Origin of the sequence: Gluconobacter cerinus, from assembly GCF_025961355.1 — a bacterium.
GTDB lineage: Bacteria > Pseudomonadota > Alphaproteobacteria > Acetobacterales > Acetobacteraceae > Gluconobacter > Gluconobacter cerinus.
Map to the genome: position 1 here is coordinate 2,486,991 of NZ_JAOQNM010000001.1, position 18,288 is coordinate 2,505,278.

The window sequence follows — 18,288 nt, forward strand, 5'->3', positions numbered from 1 at the left end:
TCTTTCTAAAAAAGCACTATCTGTCATGTGGTCGGAGAATACTGTTTCATGAGTTTAGAGGCAGAGACGCTTCTCCGATCAATGGCTGACAGCAAGCGCCTCCTTCTCTGGAGAGGCGCTGCGGTTCTGTTTTTTCTTGCAGCGCTTATTATTGCTGTTGGTAAAAGCCACTCAACTGTTTCCAGTTTAGATGCGCGTCCGCACATTGCGCGTCTGGTTATTCACGGCGTGATCGGAAATGACGTTTCCCAGATCACGACGGCTCTTCGCAAAGCACAGAAGTCCTCTTCAGTAACCGGACTCCTGCTGGTTGTTGATAGCCCTGGCGGCGGTGTCACGGGTGGGGAGCGGCTGCACGATTCGATCGAAAAATTTGCCCAGGTAAAGCCTGTTGTTGTCACGATGGGGGATATGGGCGCGTCTGCCGCCTACATGCTCTCAGTTCCAGCACAGCATATCGTGGCATTGCCTTCCACATTGACAGGCTCGATCGGTGTAATCCTGCAGCGGCCCGATCTTTCTCCGCTGCTAGGGCGTGTCGGCATTGATGTTGCTGCTATTACGTCTGGCGCCATGAAAGATCAGACTGATCCCACAAGTCATCTGACGCCAGAAGGGCGCACGATGCTTCAGGGATTGGTCAATGATCTCTTCGATCAGTTCGTCGCCATGGTCGTTAAAGGGCGGCACATGCCTGAAGACAAGGTGCGAAGCCTTGCGGATGGTCGGGCCTATACGGGTCGTCAGGCTTTGAGCCTGGGACTGATCGACGAACTGGGAGACGAAGACACTGCTCGGCAATGGCTTAGGCAGCGCCTGAAAATTGGAGACGCACAGTACCCGGTGATGCCGTTGCTCTCTGTAACCAAGCGACACTGGTATGATTTTCCTCGCAAACGGGCCATGCTCGAAGGTGTGTTTGGATCAGGCTTTACGGAGATGCTGGAAGGGCGATTAACCCTCAGCAGCCTTGACGGGGCCGTTGCGATTCTGCAACCCTGACAAGCCAGTTTCATGGGCGGAGGCAGATAGGCTGCAGTCATGACCAAATCGGAACTTATTGCAGAGCTTTCCACGATTTATCCTCACCTTCTGACGCGGGATATCGAACGGATCGTTCACACCATTTTTGACGAAATCAGTGCAGCTTTGACGCGAGGCGATCGTGTTGAACTTCGCGGGTTCGGCGCATTCATTCCCAGGCGCCGAGATGCGCGGACAGGTAGGAATCCACGCACTGGAGACACTGTTTCTGTCGAAGAAAAAAGCGTTCCCTTCTTTAAAGTGGGGAAAGAGTTGCGTGAGCGTGTGAATCAAAGCGCGACCAAGTCAGCCACGGCAGAATGACAGGAGTTTCTGCTCCCTGTGTTCTGGATGCCGCTTTTTGAAGCAGAAAAGCGGAGCTGATGCTTTCAGGCACGCGTTGAGAAGCGTCGTGCGCTATTGTGGGGCAATGTGGAAAGCCCCTTCATTATCTGTCTGGATAATCCTGATTTTTATAGGGGCTCTGTGCTGTGCCGGGGCGTCCTCGGCAAAAGCTGCTTCAGGGTCTCCTCTGAAAAAAGCAGCTTCAGTAAAAATGCTACAGAATCAGAAAGTTCGGGCCACTGTCACGCCCTGCTATCATTCCCAGTTGGGGCTAATTGTTCTCAAGAGCAATGTAGAGAGCACTCATTCCAGGCATGGAAATGGCTTTGCGCCTGTCGGGGAAGCCGTCTTCCGGTCCAGTGCAGCTCAACATGTTTGCATCACGGGGCATGGCCGCCGCGGGTGAGCGCGACGGCATTCTATTGCTTTTATTCCTGGCCTTTGAGGCTGCTGATTTCCGAAAGCAGAAAATCTCGGAATACGGCGATTCTTTTGGAAGTTCGCAGTTCTTCCGGATACACGAAGTAAGCCTCAACCAACGGAACGGCCTGATTGGGAAGAACTCTGACTAGGTTGGGGTAGGACGCAGCCGTGTAGAGCGGCAAAGAACCAATACCTGTGCCTGAAGCAATCGCAGTCGCAACGGCAGCAATATTGTTGATGGCCAGCCTGCTTCCCCGATGGGCCAGACCTTCATGGCGAAGGAGATCCAGAAGCCAGTTTACATTCGGCAATGGCAGGTGGCGTCCTGCAAAGCCGATGATCTGATGTTCCGCTAATTCCTGCAGATTTGTCGGCGTGCCGTACCGATCCAGATAGTCTGGGCTGGCATAAATTGGCATCGGGAAATTGGCCAGATGGCGCTGTACAAGGTCTGGCTGTGTCGGCGGATGCAGGCGAATAGCCACGTCTGCTTCACGCATTCCCAGATCGAGGTCTGCATCTTCAAGAAGAAGCGTGACCTCAATATCCGGGTGCAGTTCCAGAAAGCGATGCAGCCTTGGAGAAAGCCAACAAAGGCCAAAACCGGTGGTTGTCGTGATTTTTATTTTGCCCGCCGCTCGTTCCTTGCTTTCGCTCAGGAATGCCTGTGTCAGGGCCAGCTTGGAGAAGACTTCACGCACGGTGCGATTCAGAACCTCACCCTGTTCAGTCAGGATGAGGCCTCGTGCATGCCGATGAAACAGCGGAACACGCAGAACCTCCTCCAGAGCTGAAATCTGCCGCGAAACGGCAGACTGGCTCAGGTTAAGTCTGTCACCTGCATGGGTGAAGGACCCGGCTTCGGCGACTGCGTGGAAAATACGCAGTTTGTCCCAATCCATGTGGTGGTCTCCCCGATCGCTGGCGCGTCGGTCCTCGTCCTTCTTGCCCATGTCACCTGGCGTTGTTTAAAGCGGTGTGTCGTTGAAGGGACGAAACTGTCTGAACCTGCGACGAGGGTCAAGTTTTTGTCATAGCAGGTATGCCAGAAATGTAGCGTTCGGCTTCCAGAGCGGCCATGCATCCTGTGCCCGCAGCCGTCACAGCCTGCCGATAAATGCGATCCTGAATGTCGCCTGCGGCAAAAACACCCTCTACCGAAGTGCGCGTTCCACCGGCTTCCGTGATGATATATCCATCTTCGTCACAAGCCACTTCATGGCGGAACGGCCCCGTATTCGGGCTATGGCCAATGGCGACGAACACGCCATCAACGGGCAGAGTTTCGCTTTCTCCCGTCTGAGTGTTCTTCAGACGAACGCCACACACAACTTCCGGCGTTCCCGCACCAAGAACTTCTTCGACAGCACGATTCCAGTGAACTTCGATTTTCGGATTCGCAAAAAGACGCTCCTGCAGAATGCGTTCAGCCCGGAAACCGTCCCGTCGATGAATCACGTGAACCTTGTCAGCGTGGTGAGTTAGATAGAGCGCCTCTTCCACGGCCGTGTTGCCGCCACCCACGACTGCAACCGTTTTACCGCGATAGAAAAAGCCATCGCAGGTTGCGCACGCCGAAACGCCGCCAGCCTGAAGGCGTTTTTCCGACTCGAGGCCAAGCCATTTGGCCTGGGCGCCCGTTGCGATCACGACTGTACGTGCAAGAAACTCGTCCCCTGAGTCGCCTTTCAGATGAAAGTATCCATCTGCAGCCGGACCGTTCTTCAGGTCTGCCTCGGTAATCAGGTCATAGATCAGGCGTGTGCCGACATGTTCAGCCTGTTCGCGCATCTGCTCCATCAGCCACGGGCCCTGAATGGGAGCCGCGAAGCCAGGGTAGTTTTCAACGTCAGTCGTGATGGTCAACTGGCCACCTGGCTGAAGACCAGTCACGAGAATCGGTTTCAGACTGGCGCGTGCGGCATAGATGGCGGCAGTGTAGCCAGCGGGGCCTGCGCCCACGACCAGAAGGTCCGTATGATGGATTTCAGGCATGATCGATCCTCGTCCGTGTTTTGACCCCTCATATAGAGCTTTCAGACGCATGTGCCATCTTTGCGGACGCTGCCACCTGCCATATACGTCAGATTCAAATGAACGCTTCTTTCTCTTCCATCCCCGTTGAACTGGATGCCATTGACCGGCAGATCATCGCCGAGCTTCAGGCAGACGGTCGTATGACCAATGTGGAGCTGGCCAAACGCGCCGGTATTTCCGCTCCCCCCTGTCTGAGGCGTGTCAGGCGTCTGGAAGAACTTGGCATCATCAAAGGGTATCATGCAGAAGTTGACGCAGCCCTGCTTGGCTGGTCGCTCAATTTTTATGCCCTCATCGGTCTCGATAGCCAGAAGGGAAGTGTTCTGGAGGCATTTGAGGCGCAGGTCGGTGCCTGGCCCGAAACACGCGAATGTCACATGATCCGTGGCGGAGGAGATTTCCTCGTTCGTCTTGTCGCTCGTGATGCTGCCCACCAGAACATTCTGACCCGCCGTCTGACAGACAGTGTCCACGTCGTGCGGGTGCAGACACTCCAGACCATTCATACCAGTCGTGATCTGGCTGGAGTTCCTATCTGATGGCAGAAGCATCCCCAACGGTTAGCGCTGGGATGCTTTTGCCTGCCCGGATCAGCATTATTGTTCCTTGCTATAATGAGGCAGAGAATGTTGTTCCACTTGTCGCGGCTCTGGACGCAGCTCTTGAAGGAGAACGTTGGGAAGTCATTTTTGTTGATGACAACTCCCCGGACGGAACTGCCGAGCGCGTTTCAAAAGTTGCGAACAATGATCCTCGTGTAAGGATCATCAAAAGGGTAGGACGTCGGGGTCTCTCATCCGCTGTTATTGAAGGTTTTTTGTCGTCCAGCGCACCGTATGTTGCGGTCATGGATGGGGACCTGCAGCACGACGAGACTGTTCTGCCCAAAATGCTGGCAGATCTTGATGCCGGCTCCGATATTGTTGTCGCCAGCCGCCATGTCGAAGGCGGAGACAACGCCGGGCTGGCAGGTTATTGGCGGCATCTCCTGTCAGACACCGGAATTCGCGCTGCTCAATCGGTTTTGCCGCACCGCCTGACTGATCCGATGAGCGGGTTCTTTGCCATGCGGCGAGAGCTTTTTCAGACTGTTCTTCCAAAACTTTCCGGAACTGGTTTCAAGATCCTGCTGGATTTGGCGATGTCTGCGCCAAAGTCCGTGAAGATCACGGAAGTACCCTTTGTTTTCCGTCCGCGCCTTGCGGGAGAAAGCAAGCTGGATGTCGTTGTTCTTCTCCAGTTCGCAATGATGATTCTGGATAAAGTCACGCATGGCTGGCTACCCTCCCGTTTTCTGGCGTTTGCGCTGGTCGGGCTTGTTGGCGTGGTCGTGAATGTTGCCGTGATGCAGATTGCCCGACTGGGAGGAATGGATTTCTCTCAGTCTCAACTGGTTGGAACGGCCGTTGCGATCCTGACGAATTTTCTGCTCAACAACCGTCTCACTTATCATGACCGCCGCCTGAAGGGCGCGAAGATGTGGGTGGGATTGATCATTTTCTTCGCAGTCTGTTCTCTCGGGGCGGCGGCTAATATCGGGGTGGCCCGTATGGTGCTGCACGATGTTGGCCATGGGCACTGGGACCGTGCGTCTGCCGCAGGGGCCGTGATCGGTGTCGTCTGGAATTACGCTGTGTCTTCCACTCTCATCTGGCGCTGACGTGACTGATAATTTCAAGAAGCAGGCCAGCCTGTTCTGGGCGCTTCTTGTTGCCCTGACTGTGACGCGCCTCGGATTGGCAGCATGTCTGCCGCTCACGCCTGACGAGGCTTACTATTGGGTGTGGTCCCACCATCTTCAGGGTGGCTATTTCGACCACCCTTTCATGGTAGCCCTCTGGATCAGAATTGGGACATGGCTGGCTGGTGACACGTCTCTGGGGGTGCGTCTGCTCGGGCCGCTTTCCGTTCTTCCTGGAAGCTGGGCCCTGTACCATGCGGCCAAGCTGTTGCTCCCGTCGCGCCCTTGGCCGTTATCGGGCTTTCAGGCCGTTCTTCTCCTGAATGCAACGTTGATGCTCGGACTTGGATCAGCGACCATGACACCGGATACACCGCTGGTATTTTTCGTTTCGGTGTCTCTTTTTGCACTCGGGAAGGCCGTTTCGTCGTCGGGGGGCAGAACAACCGGCTGGTGGCTGTTAACAGGTGTTTTGCTCGGTCTCGCTTTTGATTCAAAATATACTGCTGTTCTCATCGGTTTAGCCCTTGGGGGGGCAGTTCTCACGACCTCGAGGCTCAGGAAGCAAGCTGGTCCATGGCTGGCAATTCCGCTTTTGATCATCACGACGACCCCAGTTCTTCTCTGGAATGCATCCCATCATTGGGTCAGCCTGCTGAAACAGGGCGGACGAGCAGGCGACTGGCATCTGGCTCGTGCATCCCAGTTTCTGCTGGAGCTTCTCGGAGGTCAGATTGGTCTGGCGACACCCCTTGTTTTCGGGCTCTTTGCTCTGGGTGGCTGGGCGTGCATCAAACGGAACAGGCTTTTGGCATGGCTAAGCCTTCTGCCTCTCGCTGTGTTTGTCACGCATGCTCTGGGCGATCGGGTTCAGGCAAACTGGCCGGCCGTTGTTTATCCCATCCTAGCTCTGGCTGCGATAGAAGCAGGCCGGAGTGTTCGGTGGCCGGTCATCAGTGGAATAGCCTTGACCGTACTGGTTTATGGACAAGCCGTTTTCTCTCCGTTGCCGTTTCCCGCCGCTAAAGATCCGATCCAGCGACAGACGGCTGGATGGCCCGATTTCAGTCAAAAACTTGTCGCTCGTGCTCAGGAGACGGGAGCATCTGCTTTCATAGCTGAAGAGTATGGTCTCGCATCTCAACTCGCTTTGACACAGAACAGTCTTCCAGTTCTGGGATCAGATCCAAGGTGGAGCCTGTTTTCTTTTCCGCCTGCTGAGGTGCCGCTCGGTTTAAAAATTGAAGAGCTTCACCGCATTCCCGCAGTGCTGGATCAGGACACGCTGTGTCGCCAGAGCCATGGCCATAATGTGCGGTGTTACCGCGTTGACGTTGTGAAAATGCCGTCTGGTGTGCAGTTGCCAGGGCGGACTTAAAGCTCTCCTTAACCTTTGGTGGCCATACTGACCTCTCTCAGGAGGCAGCATGTCGAAAGCAAATGGCAAGGACGAGCGCAGGATCATCATCAAGCGTTTTGAAGTTGTAGAAGGTGGCCATCACGGCGGAAGCTGGAAGATTGCCTATGCGGACTTCGTGACGGCCATGATGGCGTTCTTTCTGGTCATGTGGCTCATCAATGCCACGACAGAAGAGCAACGTAAGGGCATCGCTAATTTCTTTAATCCGATAGCAGTTCAGCAGGACGCACCACCCAAACTGAGCGTCATGCCCGATCTCTCTCCCATCGCGTCCTCTGATCGCCCTATGGCGGTCAAGCCCGGTCAGGCCGCGGGGCCAAATCCAGATGACGGTCCATCAGGACAGAATCATCTTCTCCAAAAAGATGCGGAAAAGCACAGCGCACAGATTGTAGTTCTGCGCGATGGGCAGATCGAGCCAGGAGAGCCCGTATCCGGCCAAGGGACATTTCCCCACAAGCAGGCCTTCCAGAATGCTGCCGATCAGATCAGTAGAGCCCTGAATGCTCCGTCACAACTGGCAGACGTCCGAGATCAGGTTTCCATCCAGGTCGGTGATGACGGGTTGCATGTGGAGATTGCGGATTCTGAACATCAGCCAATGTTCGCGCTGGGCTCTGCCACGCCAATGCCGCGCGCTCTTCAACTCCTGAGGCTGGTTGCTCCCTATCTTGAAAAGCTTCCGGGACACCTCTCCATCGCCGGATACACGGATGCGGCGCCTTACAAAGCTGGTTTGCCATCCAACTGGAGCCTGTCCAGCAGCCGCGCGGTTGCGGCGAGGGACGTTCTTGTTCAGGCGGGCTTTCCAGACCGACGTCTGCAAACCGTCAGTGGCTATGCCGATAGAAACCTTTTTGATCATGCCAATCCGCTGAGTCCACGGAACAGACGCGTCGTTCTGATTCTGTCTCCCGATCAACCATAATCAAGTCGCCACTCAGGAAATATTGAATGTTTATTCTTATCGGCCTTGGTGTCGTTCTGGCCTGCGTGTTTGGCTCCTTCGTGGCATCAGGGGGCGCCATAGGCCCATTGCTTGCGTCCATGCCCTTTGAACTCCTAACAATCCTGGGGGCAGCAATCGGCACATTTGTTATGGCCAACTCAATTTCCGCTGTGAAACATCTTCCGGCCGGTTTGAAGAAAGCCATGAAAGGCTCGCAGTACGGTCGACAGGATTATCTTGAACTTCTGGGGCTGCTGTTCCACGTGACCAAGCTGGCGGCCAGCAAGGGGATGATGGCTATTGAGAGCCATATTGAAGATCCCCAAGGCAGTACGATCTTTGGGGCGTTTCCGAAGATTCGGGATAACGGGCAGGTCTGTTCCTTCATCTGCGATTACCTGCGGATGGCAGGCATGAATGCGACAGATCCGTTCCAGATGGACGACGTGATGGGACGGGAGCTTAAAAAGAATCTGCGGGAGGAGATGCATCTTCCTCATGCACTGCAATCCGTTTCCGATGCTCTTCCAGCTCTCGGAATTGTTGCTGCCGTTCTCGGTGTGATCAAGACTATGGCATCCATCAGCAAGCCTCCTATCGTGTTGGGCGAGATGATTGCTGGTGCGCTTGTCGGAACGTTCCTCGGTATTCTGCTGGCATATGGCATTGTTGCCCCGATTGCTGGTCGTCTCGGGGGCGTTGTGGAAGAAGAGGCGTCTTACCTTGATTTGGTTCGTTCCGTCATTGTCGCGCATCTGCAAGGGAATGCGCCTCAGGTCAGTGTAGAAATCGGCCGCAAAAGCATTCCCTGTGACCTCATGCCGACCTTTCAGGAGGTGGAAGAGGCTGTCAGTGCCGTTGCCGTGGGGTGAGGTTGTTTTCCCACGGGTGATCTTTACGATGCCGTCATCACTATGAATGACGGCCGAAAGGATCAGGCATGCGTCCCTCCGCACTGCGGGCTCTCTGTCTCTTACTTCCTCTTTTTCCTTTTGCGTCGGTACAGGCTGCTACGGCCACTCCCTCAAGGGCTCAGCTTGAGCAGGTCGATGGTGGACCACCTCTTCACTGGGTGAAGGCTGAAAATAAAAAAACGCAGAATGTTCTGGCTTCTGACCCCAGATACAAGCCGCTTTATGATCGGATCCTCTCGGCTCAGCAGTCACCGGATCGTCTCGCTGTTCCCACACAAATGGCGGGAGAGATCTGGAATTTCTGGCAGGACAAAGTCCATGCCCGCGGGGTCTGGAGAAGCACGTCCGAGGCTGATTTCAAAAGTGGACATCCGCTATGGAAGACGCGCTTTGACTTGGATGAGCTTTCTCGGTCGGAACATGCCAACTGGGTGATGGAAGGTCTGAACTGCCTGGAACCAGCAAACCGGATCTGCCTTCTGGGCCTGTCCAATGCGGGCGAAGACGCGCATGAGTTACGAGAATACGACACGACCACCAATCAGTTTGTGCAGAACGGTTTCCGGCTACCAAACGGGAAGCAGGCGGTCGCATGGCTCGATAAGGATACAGTCCTGGTCTCTCGGGACTGGGGCACGACGGATGCCGGTCTGACAACATCAGGGTATCCATATGTTGTCCGTGCTCTGAAGCGCGGGCAGAGCCTGTCTCAGGCTCAGGAAGTGTTCCGTGGAACCGGGCAGGACATGGAAGTTGTTCCCACTGTCCTGCGGGACGGGCAGGGGCATCAGGTCGTTCTGATCGATCGGCATAAGGATTTTTTCCATAGCGAAGTTGAGCGACTGGATCCCGTAACGCTCAAAACAGTCCAGCTGCCCATGCCGGAAAAATATGACGGTCTGAGCTATCAGGATGGCCAACTGGTCTTCCATCTGCTCCAGGACTGGTCCACGGCGAAGGGGACAATCCCTGCAGACAGCGTTGTCGCGGTAGATCCAGATCATCCTCAGGCCCCCGAAATCATTGTCACCCCGACCAAACGGCAGACCATCGGGGATGGAATGGATGGCGCTATTGCGGCGACGAAGGATGGTCTGATCGTTGTTATGTATGACAATGTTCAGCCGGTACTAATGCTCTATCGCCGGGGTTCGAACGGACATTGGTCTGGACGGAGCATTGAGCTGCCCAGGAACATGGCCGCTAGTATTGTCTCCTCTGATCCCCACAGCTCAGAAGCATACCTCCAACTCGAAGGCTTTATTCAGCCGCCGCAGATCTGGAGCGTCAACACAGCCACGCAGAACACCCAGCTTCTCTATAGCCAGCCCGAGCTGTTTGATTCGTCCAAGCTCACGGTTGAGCAGCTTTTTGCGTCCAGTAAAGACGGAACGCAGGTTCCATACTTTGTTGTGCATGCGAAAGACTGGACGAAGAATGGTGCGAACCCCACGCTCATGACCGCCTATGGTGGCTTTGGCCTCTCGTACCTGCCTGTCTATCATCCAGACCTTGGGATCACGTGGTTCGAGCGTGGTGGGGTCTACGTGATGGCAAACATCAGGGGTGGCGGAGAGTTCGGCCCAGCCTGGCATGAAGCTGCGCGTCATGCAGGACGCCAGTCTGCCTATGATGACTTTGCATCCGTGGCCCGGGACCTGTTTTCGAGAAACATTACATCGGCCAAGCGTCTGGGTATTCGTGGACGATCCAATGGCGGCTTGCTGATGGGGGTAGAATTCACGCAGCATCCGGAACTGTGGAACGCGACCATCATTGGTGTGCCGCTGCTCGATATGCTGAATTACGAGCACATGGCGGCAGGCGCGTCATGGGCGGCTGAATACGGAAGTGTGTCTACACCCGAAGGAAAAGCATTCTGGGATAAGACGTCGCCGCTTCAGGCTTTGACGCCTGATGTGCACTATCCAACACCATTCATTTTCACTTCGACCCGAGATGACCGTGTTGGTCCTGTGCATGCTCGCCTGTTCGCAGCGCGCCTTCAGGAACTCCATGTACCCTTCTTCTATTACGAAGATATGGAGGGAGGTCATGCCGGCACCGTCAATGCTGCCGAGGTGGCACATGAACGGGCCCTGGAAGCAGTCTATCTAAGCCGCAGGCTGATGGACCCACGCTAAGGGGAGGCTTGCCTCCTTGCCGTAACAGGTAAGGGGGCAAGTTCTGAAATCTTTGTGTGACGCCAAAAAAAAGCCGCGCCCCTAAGGGCTGCGGCTTTTCTCGTCCGTTCAGAAACGGGAAGGACTTTAGAAGCCTTCACGCTCCAGACGCTTGCGCTCCATCTTGCGGGCACGACGAACAGCTTCTGCTGCTTCGCGGGCGCGACGCTCAGAGGGCTTCTCGAAGTGGCGACGCAGCTTCATCTCACGAAACACGCCTTCGCGCTGCATCTTCTTCTTGAGCGCCTTTAGCGCCTGGTCAACATTGTTGTCACGAACGAGTACCTGCACGGTGCCGTCAACTCCTTCTGGGCCCGCCTTTAGCGTCACCCGTGATATGGCAATCCAATTGGGATGGAGCCCTTAACACACTCTTTTGGAGATGTGCAATTCATTCGATGGCGCTTGTGCTGATTTTTATCCATGCGCAATCTGCGGGCGATTTGTGCGTTAACGTTCTGCAACTGATAGAGGAAGCTCATGGCCCTGCTCAAGATTGCCCGTATGGGTCACCCTGTCCTGCACCAGATTGCAGAACCTGTTTCTGATCCAACATCCCCGGAAATCCGCCATTTGATTAAGGATATGCTGGACACGATGGTCGATGCAAATGGCGCCGGGCTGGCTGCGCCCCAGGTTCATCACCCCTTGCGACTTTTCGTCTATCGCGTGCCGGCAAATCGGGTTTCCGATCCTGAACAGGCTCTGTTGCCACGTGTTCTGATCAATCCGAAAATTACACCTCTTGGTGAAGAGATGATGGTTTGTGGCGAAGGATGCCTCTCGATTCCAGGTTTGCGAGGCGATGTCCTTCGCCATGCCAAGGTCCATTATCGGGGCGTCGATGAAAATGGAGAAGAGGTTGAAGGCGAGGCGGTCGGGTTCCACGCCAATGTCCTTCAACATGAGAACGATCATCTGGATGGCATTCTCTACCCGCAACGCATCGAAGATTTTAGCCGCTTCGGGTACGTTGAGGAAATAGTTCGGTGACAATGCGCCTTCCGGACGGACCACCTTCTGCGACCGCACATCTCTATCTTCGTGAAGAGCAGATTCGTCAGTCCTACGAAGCACTCATGCTCGCGTGGCGCAGTCTTAACTCAGAATGCGAGACACTTCTGCGGGAAAACGGCCTGGGTTCTGCGCACCATAGAATTCTTTTTCTGGTCGCAGCCCATCCCGGGATCACTCCCAGCGCTCTGCTTGCCAGCCTCGGGATCACAAAGCAGTCCCTGGGTCGGGCTTTGGGAGACCTGCGTGAGCGAAATTTTCTTGTGCAGGAAGAAGACCGACATGATCGGCGTAAGCGCCCGCTAAAGCTCACACCTGAAGGGGAGGCGATCGAGCGACAGCTTTTTCAGCTGATCCGTGATGTCATGACACGGGCCTACAGGGAGGCAGGAGTAACTGCGGTTGAGGGGTTCAAGCGCGTTCTTTCACCTCTCCAGATCACTCCGGGAGGAGGTTTTCGATGAGTGACGAGCATATTCTTGTTGTCGATGATGATTCCCGCCTGCTCAGGCTCTTGCAGCGGTACCTCGCTGAAAACGGCTATCGTGTCACTACGGCGCAAGATGCCCGTCAGGCTCGCGAAGTGCTGCAATTGATCCAGCCGGATGCCATTGTGCTGGATGTCACAATGCCAGGAGAAGACGGGGTTTCGTTAACGCGGGCACTCAGAGCGGAGGGGCTGTCGTTACCGATTCTTCTGCTTACGGCTCGGGGCGAGCCGGCGGATCGGATCGACGGACTGGAATCCGGGGCGGATGATTATCTGGGCAAGCCTTTCGAGCCTAGAGAACTGCTGCTTCGCCTTCGTGCACATCTAAGAAGAATTGTGCCCGCCGTTTCTGCAGTCTCCGAAATGCCCTCTCTTTTACGGCTGGGCGTGCTGGAGTTCGATGTGCCACGTGGCCTCCTGACCGGCCCGGACGGACCGGTCCATCTGACAGGAGGCGAGGCTGCCCTGCTGGGGGTGCTGACCAGTCGCCCAGGGATTGTTATGTCGCGCGAAGACATTGCCAAAGCGCTCGACATGGATGAAATCGGAGAACGTGCTGTGGATGTGCAGGTGACGCGTCTCAGGCGGCGCATTGAGGTCGATCCCAAGGAGCCACGTTTCCTCCATACGGTTCGTGGGAAGGGTTATGTTCTCAAACCCGGGATCTGAAGACCACTGGGGGCGGCTGGATCGTCCGCTAAGGCGGGTTCTTCCGCGCTCCCTTTTGGGGCGGTCCATGCTGATCGTCCTGACGCCGCTGCTCGTCACGCAGGCAATCGTCCTGATTTTATTTTACGGGACTTACCTGAATGTCGTCTCCCGGCGCCTGTCTGATGGCATCACAGGCGAGGTCTCGCTCGTCATGTCGATGCTGGAGCGGACGCCTGAGCAGGATCGACGCGAGGCTCTTCTGCGAGATGCCTCTGCACGAACCCAGCTAGAATTCGTTTTTCATCCGAATGCGACTTTAGGGCGCGAAGGGACGAATCATGTTCTCGGTCCCATCGACGATGATTTTGAGCGTGCTCTGCATCAGGGGCTGGGACGTCCCTTTTTTGTGGACTGGTCTGCCGTTCCGGAAACCGTCAGAGTCTCTATCGCTCTGCCTGATGGTGTGCTGGATGTCCTGACGCCTCATAAAAGGCTTAGCATTGGCCCGATCTGGATGTTCGTTGCCTGGGCGTTCAGCAGTTCTGCGCTTCTTTTTGTCATTGCCGCACTGTTCATGCGCAATCAGGTGCGCGCCATTCGCAGGCTCGCTCAGGCAGCTGAGCTTTTTGGATTAGGCCGCGACGAAGGGGCTATCCGCCCACAGGGTGCGCGTGAGGTGCGTCAGGCAGCCATCGCATTCAACCGCATGCAGGATCGCGTTAATCGGTTTGTCGCGCAAAGGACGGCGGTTCTGGCGGGGGTTTCCCATGATCTGCGCACCCCCTTAACGCGGCTGCGCCTCAGTATGGCCATGCTCCCGACAAAAGGACGCATTCAGGCTGAAGATCTTCAGCCCGATATTCAGGACATGGTGACGGATATCGAAGATATGGAGCGGCTGATTGGCAGCTATCTGTCTTTTGCGCGTGGAGAAGGATCGGAACGCCCTGTCCTGACAGATCTGCGATCCCTTATTGATGAGGTTGCTGTGGCTGCCAGACGTGCTGGCGGTCAAGTTCTAGGGGTCGAGGGACGGGAAGGTGTTGAAATACCAGTCCGGCCGGATGCGCTGAAGCGTGCGCTCACCAATTTGGCGGATAATGCCAGACGGCATGGGGGTGCCATGCGAATCTCTCTCTGGGAAGGAGAGAGGAGGATCGAGATTACAGTGGAAGATAATGGTCCCGGTATTCCCCCTGATCAGCGGGAGACAATTTTGCAGTCAACACGATCAGGGAGTAACGGCGGAAGCGGTCTGGGGCTGACGATTGTCCGCGATATCATTCATGCCCATGGGGGCACCATCAGGCTGCTTGAAAGCCCACTTGGCGGGCTGGGCGTTCTGCTCAGCCTGCCAAAATAAGTGGAAGATCAGGGCAGGGTATTACCTGCGCCACCATTGCCGGTGCCCTGATTGCCCAGCGGGCCCTGGCTGCCACCAAATGTGCTGCTCATGTTGCTCATTGGGTTGTAGCGGCCAACGTTACCCAACAGTTCCTGAATGACCGACGTCTTGGTGCCCGGCGTTGGGGTTGTAGCACCCACCATGCCGACGCGGATGGAATCCTTGCGGTTCAGGGTATCCATCTTCCGCAGTACGCCGGAGTTGTCGAAGTTCAGAACCACAACCTGCTGCTTGTCCACCGTTGGGAAGCCCAGCGGCGTTGGAGACGTGATCATGGACACATAGATCCATGTGTTGTCGTCAAAGGTTGCGTGTGCGGTTGGAGAGCCGAGGCTGTCGAGCACGTCAGACCGTGTGCTGGTGCCTGGTACCAGCTGGGCATAGTCGGTCTTCTCGATGAGCGAACCGCGCGGCTCGGGAATCGGGCTGAATACCGAGCATCCTCCCAGAAGGAGCGGAGCACAGGCCAAACCGGTGAAACCGAGGCGTTGCACAAGACGTGTTCTGCTTTTGGTCGTCAGAAAAGATGCGTTATTCATGGAACCGGAAACTATCCTGTGCAAGAGAACCGCTCAACCCTGCGGGTGCCTTAAACGATACCTGCCTGTCAACGATTTCCCCTATGTAACCGGGGATGGAGTGCTCAAATGTCTCATTCTCCCGAATTTTCACGTCGTATCCCCCTGAGTCGGGTAGGGGCAGGAACAGAAGAAACCGTGACGGCAACCCCGCAGGAGCGTGAAGCCCTGGCGCGGCGGTTTGGCATTCCGGCCGTGCATCATCTTGAGTGTCGCTTCGTTCTGACACCTGAAAGCAAGACCGAAATTCTTGCTCAGGGCCGTCTGAGCGCAAAGGTGACACAGGAATGCGTCATTACGGCAGAAAAATTTGACGATGTGCTCGCCGAAACCTTTGTTCTGCGCTTCATTCCGGAATCCCAGATGCCGGAAGATGAATTCGACATCGATTCCATTAATCTGGATGCCCCTGACGACGTTCCGCATGATGGCAGGGCGCTGGACATTGGCGAAGCCGCTGCCGAACAACTGGCCCTGATGCTGGACCCATATCCTCGTCTTCCGGGCGCCGGTCTGGAAAATGCTGTTGACGTGGCCCCTGCGGAAGGGGAAGAAGGTGACGATCAGTCCGAGGACCTGCCTGAGTCAGAGCGTCGCCCAAACCCATTTGCAGCGCTCGTGGGTCTGAAGAACGGGGATAAAAAAGAATAAAATCCCTCGCTTTAGCTTGCGGGTTTGCGTTTGCTCTGCTAGAGCCGCCCGCCTGAACTCGGCGTAAATACGAGACGACGAACAACGGGGCACCGGATGCCGCTGGGAGCGGAGCAAGGGTGCCGACACAGAAGCAGAAAGAGGCATAAAAGCCATGGCCGTCCCTAAAAGAAAGACCTCGCCGTCCCGTGCTGGCATGCGTCGCAGCCACCATGCCCTGCAGGCTGAAGCGCATGCGGAATGCGCGAACTGCGGCGAACTGAAGCGCCCGCACCACGTTTGCAGCCATTGCGGTCATTACGATGGTCGTGAAGTTGTTGCAGCAGGCAAGAGCCTGAAGACGGCCGTCCGCGCCTGATCTCTTCTGCGGATGCTCTGATGGAGTATCCGCATCTGCGATGCTGTCCGGGAAACTGTCTTAATGTCTAAAGCGCCTGTCACGCCTGTTCGTGACGCCGCGGCCCTAGGGCCTTATGCCCTTGCCGTCGACGCAATGGGGGGAGACAGGGCACCGGATATCGTCCTTGCCGGTCTCGAACTGGCGGCTGATCGTCATCCGACAGCCAGACTGCTCCTGATCGGAGATGAGGCGGTTCTTAAGCCGGCTCTGGCACGATATCCTAAAGCTGCCCGCATCTGTGACATTCGTCACACTCCAGCCAGCATTTCGATGGAAATGAAGCCGACCGCAGCACTGCGTGTTCGTGGCTCTTCCATGCGCCTGGCTATGGAGGCTGTATCTTCTGGTGAGGCCTGTGGTGTTGTGTCTGCTGGAAACAGCGGAGCGATGCTGGCCCTCGCCAAGATTATCGTCAAAGCGCTGCCTGGAATTTCCCGCCCTGCGATGGTTGCTGTCCAGCCTTCTGCGCGCGGTGACACGGTTATGCTGGATCTGGGCGCCAACATCGCGTGTGACGCCCGAAATCTGGTGGAATTCGCCGTCATGGGCGAGGCTTTTGCTCAGGCCGCGCTGGGTCTGCCAAAGCCAACAATCGGGCTCCTGAACGTTGGTTCTGAAGACCTCAAGGGTGACGAAAGGCTGCGTCAGGCCGCCGAGCGCCTTCGGGACAGCGCGCTGGCGGAACAGTTCCACGGCTTTGTTGAAGGTCATGACATTACCGCCGGGACGACGGATGTTGTCGTGACAGATGGTTTTACGGGGAATGTTGCTCTGAAAACAGGCGAGGGGGCTCTGAAGCTTGCTTTCGGTCTGTTGAAGCGCGTTTTCGAAACCAATCTGCTGACTCGAATCGGTTATCTGCTGGTTCGCCCCGGGCTGGAGCGAATGCGGGAATGGATTGATCCGCGGCGTTATAATGGCGCCGTTTTTGTTGGGTTGAATGGCGTTGTTGTGAAGTCTCATGGTGGCGCAGATGGCGAAGCTTTTGCCTCAGCCGTCGATATCGCAATGGATGCCGTAACCCATAACCTGAACGACAAGATCCGTGCCCGCCTGGATCAGCTCGGTATGCTTGGAGCTGATGTAGCTTCTGCTGCTGCCAGCACGGTCGCCCCAGAACCTGTGAGCTGAGAAACTTTATGTCCGGTCCCCTTCGTGCCCGCCTGACAGGCGTGGGTGGCTATCTGCCACGCACGATTGTCACGAATGACGATCTCGCTCAGAAGATCGAAACATCCGACGAGTGGATCCGGGCACGCACGGGCATCACGCAGCGTCACATCGTTTCAGGGGATGAGACGACGGCGTCCATGGCCGCTGCCGCGGCGCGTCAGGCTCTTGAGCAGGCCGGTGTAAACGCTGAAGACGTTGACGCCATCATTGTGGCAACCTCAACGCCAGATCAGGTTTTTCCCGCTGTGGCAACGCAGGTGCAGGCCCTGCTCGGGATCACCAAAGGGTTCGGCTTCGATATCAGCGCTGCGTGTTCAGGGTTCGTCTATGCGCTGGCCTCAGCAAATTCGTTCATTCAATCCGGGTTGGCCAAGAAGGTTCTCGTGATTGGAAGCGAGGTCTTTTCCCGGCTGCTGGATTGGAATGACCGCACAACCTGCGTTCTGTTCGGAGATGGCGCCGGTGCTGTGCTTCTGGAAGCCGGAGCTGAGGAAGGTGAGGGCGTTCTCTCGACCCATCTTCATTCTGACGGTCGATCAGGGGACATTCTGTACGTTGACGGGGCAGTAGGCTGCGCAGGCACAACTCAACATCTCAAAATGCTTGGGCGAGAAGTGTTTCGTCATGCGGTTGTTAAGCTTTCCCAGGCTGTTGATGAAGCACTGGAAGCCAATAACCTGACGGGTCAGGATATTCAGTGGCTTGTACCACATCAGGCCAATCTCCGTATTATTGACGGTATGGCCAAAAAGCTGGCTCTTCCCGCTGATCGTGTCGTGGTGACGGTGGACCGTCACGCTAACACGTCTGCGGCTTCCATCCCGTTGGCTCTGAATGAAGCCGTCAGAGACGGTCGTATCCAGAAGGGCGATCTTGTTCTGATGGAAGCGCTGGGTGGCGGTTTGACCTGGGGTTCTGCGCTCGTCCGCATGTGAGACGGCGCATCGTCTT

The 18,288-nt window shown here is 55.9% G+C and carries 21 protein-coding genes; 17 read left to right on the forward strand and 4 right to left on the reverse strand.

All coding sequences use genetic code 11. The features are described 5' to 3' along the window. Positions 1–48: 48 nt before the first annotated feature. From sppA to M2305_RS11625, 3 genes are all read left to right on the forward strand, one after another. Positions 49–1,002 carry a signal peptide peptidase SppA gene (sppA, locus tag M2305_RS11615; RefSeq protein WP_264649437.1) on the forward strand — a complete coding sequence of 318 codons (954 nt, stop codon included), beginning with the start codon at positions 49–51 and terminating at the stop codon, positions 1,000–1,002. 39 nt (positions 1,003–1,041) lie between these two features. After that, positions 1,042–1,347: an integration host factor subunit beta gene (locus M2305_RS11620; protein WP_046901391.1), complete on the forward strand. Its 306-nt coding sequence runs from the start codon at positions 1,042–1,044 to the stop codon at positions 1,345–1,347. A 232-nt stretch (positions 1,348–1,579) separates the two neighbouring features. Beyond that, the gene (locus tag M2305_RS11625; RefSeq protein ID WP_086634137.1) at positions 1,580–1,774 is read left to right on the forward strand and encodes a hypothetical protein; all 195 of its coding nucleotides are present in this window, start codon (positions 1,580–1,582) and stop codon (positions 1,772–1,774) included. A gap of 22 nt (positions 1,775–1,796) precedes the next feature. Here the strand turns inward: M2305_RS11625 and M2305_RS11630 are convergent, their stop codons facing one another. Together M2305_RS11630 and trxB are read right to left on the reverse strand one after the other, a co-directional pair. After that, positions 1,797–2,693, reverse strand: a complete 897-nt coding sequence (locus M2305_RS11630; protein WP_046901392.1) for a LysR family transcriptional regulator — start codon at positions 2,691–2,693, stop codon at positions 1,797–1,799. Between the two features lie 118 nt (positions 2,694–2,811). Continuing rightward, complete coding sequence (gene trxB / locus M2305_RS11635; protein WP_099212196.1) at positions 2,812–3,786, reverse strand: thioredoxin-disulfide reductase; 975 nt, start codon at positions 3,784–3,786, stop codon at positions 2,812–2,814. A 98-nt stretch (positions 3,787–3,884) separates the two neighbouring features. Between trxB and M2305_RS11640 the strand changes: the two genes are divergently transcribed. The 6 genes from M2305_RS11640 (at position 3,885) to M2305_RS11665 (ending at position 10,936) form a co-directional block, all read left to right on the forward strand. Continuing rightward, complete coding sequence (locus tag M2305_RS11640; protein ID WP_046902047.1) at positions 3,885–4,367, forward strand: Lrp/AsnC family transcriptional regulator; 483 nt, start codon at positions 3,885–3,887, stop codon at positions 4,365–4,367. Beyond that, positions 4,367–5,488 (forward strand): glycosyltransferase family 2 protein, encoded by a 1,122-nt coding sequence (locus M2305_RS11645; protein WP_264649438.1) that lies wholly within the window; start codon positions 4,367–4,369, stop codon positions 5,486–5,488. Before M2305_RS11640 ends, M2305_RS11645 begins: the two co-directional genes overlap by 1 nt. A gap of 1 nt (position 5,489) precedes the next feature. Continuing rightward, positions 5,490–6,887, forward strand: coding sequence for an ArnT family glycosyltransferase (locus M2305_RS11650; protein ID WP_264649439.1), 1,398 nt, complete (start codon positions 5,490–5,492; stop codon positions 6,885–6,887). Positions 6,888–6,936: 49 nt separating this feature from the next. Beyond that, positions 6,937–7,857, forward strand: coding sequence for a flagellar motor protein MotB (locus M2305_RS11655; protein ID WP_264649440.1), 921 nt, complete (start codon positions 6,937–6,939; stop codon positions 7,855–7,857). Positions 7,858–7,883: 26 nt separating this feature from the next. Continuing rightward, the gene (gene motA / locus M2305_RS11660) at positions 7,884–8,750 is read left to right on the forward strand and encodes a flagellar motor stator protein MotA (RefSeq protein ID WP_046901396.1); all 867 of its coding nucleotides are present in this window, start codon (positions 7,884–7,886) and stop codon (positions 8,748–8,750) included. Between the two features lie 68 nt (positions 8,751–8,818). Next, positions 8,819–10,936, forward strand: a complete 2,118-nt coding sequence (locus tag M2305_RS11665; protein WP_264649441.1) for a prolyl oligopeptidase family serine peptidase — start codon at positions 8,819–8,821, stop codon at positions 10,934–10,936. Positions 10,937–11,062: 126 nt separating this feature from the next. Here the strand turns inward: M2305_RS11665 and rpsU are convergent, their stop codons facing one another. Next, complete coding sequence (gene rpsU, locus M2305_RS11670) at positions 11,063–11,266, reverse strand: 30S ribosomal protein S21 (protein ID WP_007283570.1); 204 nt, start codon at positions 11,264–11,266, stop codon at positions 11,063–11,065. A gap of 189 nt (positions 11,267–11,455) precedes the next feature. On the opposite strand from rpsU, the gene def reads away from it, so the two are divergent. Genes def through M2305_RS11690 form a run of 4 tightly spaced genes read left to right on the forward strand, consistent with a single transcriptional unit; the run spans position 11,456 to position 14,493 of the window. Then, positions 11,456–11,968 carry a peptide deformylase gene (gene def, locus M2305_RS11675; RefSeq protein ID WP_211509720.1) on the forward strand — a complete coding sequence of 171 codons (513 nt, stop codon included), beginning with the start codon at positions 11,456–11,458 and terminating at the stop codon, positions 11,966–11,968. Positions 11,969–11,970: 2 nt separating this feature from the next. Next, positions 11,971–12,453: a MarR family winged helix-turn-helix transcriptional regulator gene (locus M2305_RS11680; protein WP_264649965.1), complete on the forward strand. Its 483-nt coding sequence runs from the start codon at positions 11,971–11,973 to the stop codon at positions 12,451–12,453. Continuing rightward, positions 12,450–13,148, forward strand: coding sequence for a response regulator (locus M2305_RS11685; protein ID WP_264649442.1), 699 nt, complete (start codon positions 12,450–12,452; stop codon positions 13,146–13,148). Before M2305_RS11680 ends, M2305_RS11685 begins: the two co-directional genes overlap by 4 nt. After that, positions 13,126–14,493: an ATP-binding protein gene (locus tag M2305_RS11690; protein ID WP_211500678.1), complete on the forward strand. Its 1,368-nt coding sequence runs from the start codon at positions 13,126–13,128 to the stop codon at positions 14,491–14,493. Before M2305_RS11685 ends, M2305_RS11690 begins: the two co-directional genes overlap by 23 nt. Before the next feature lie 8 nt (positions 14,494–14,501). Here the strand turns inward: M2305_RS11690 and M2305_RS11695 are convergent, their stop codons facing one another. Beyond that, complete coding sequence (locus tag M2305_RS11695; protein ID WP_086634131.1) at positions 14,502–15,074, reverse strand: outer membrane protein assembly factor BamE; 573 nt, start codon at positions 15,072–15,074, stop codon at positions 14,502–14,504. 108 nt (positions 15,075–15,182) lie between these two features. Between M2305_RS11695 and M2305_RS11700 the strand changes: the two genes are divergently transcribed. The 4 genes from M2305_RS11700 (at position 15,183) to M2305_RS11715 (ending at position 18,272) form a co-directional block, all read left to right on the forward strand. After that, positions 15,183–15,764, forward strand: a complete 582-nt coding sequence (locus tag M2305_RS11700) for a YceD family protein (protein WP_046901403.1) — start codon at positions 15,183–15,185, stop codon at positions 15,762–15,764. A gap of 154 nt (positions 15,765–15,918) precedes the next feature. Beyond that, the gene (gene rpmF / locus M2305_RS11705; protein ID WP_046901404.1) at positions 15,919–16,122 is read left to right on the forward strand and encodes a 50S ribosomal protein L32; all 204 of its coding nucleotides are present in this window, start codon (positions 15,919–15,921) and stop codon (positions 16,120–16,122) included. A gap of 63 nt (positions 16,123–16,185) precedes the next feature. Beyond that, the gene (plsX, locus tag M2305_RS11710) at positions 16,186–17,295 is read left to right on the forward strand and encodes a phosphate acyltransferase PlsX (protein ID WP_086634129.1); all 1,110 of its coding nucleotides are present in this window, start codon (positions 16,186–16,188) and stop codon (positions 17,293–17,295) included. 8 nt (positions 17,296–17,303) lie between these two features. Next, positions 17,304–18,272, forward strand: coding sequence for a beta-ketoacyl-ACP synthase III (locus M2305_RS11715; RefSeq protein WP_264649443.1), 969 nt, complete (start codon positions 17,304–17,306; stop codon positions 18,270–18,272). The last annotated feature ends 16 nt before the right edge of the window (positions 18,273–18,288 follow it).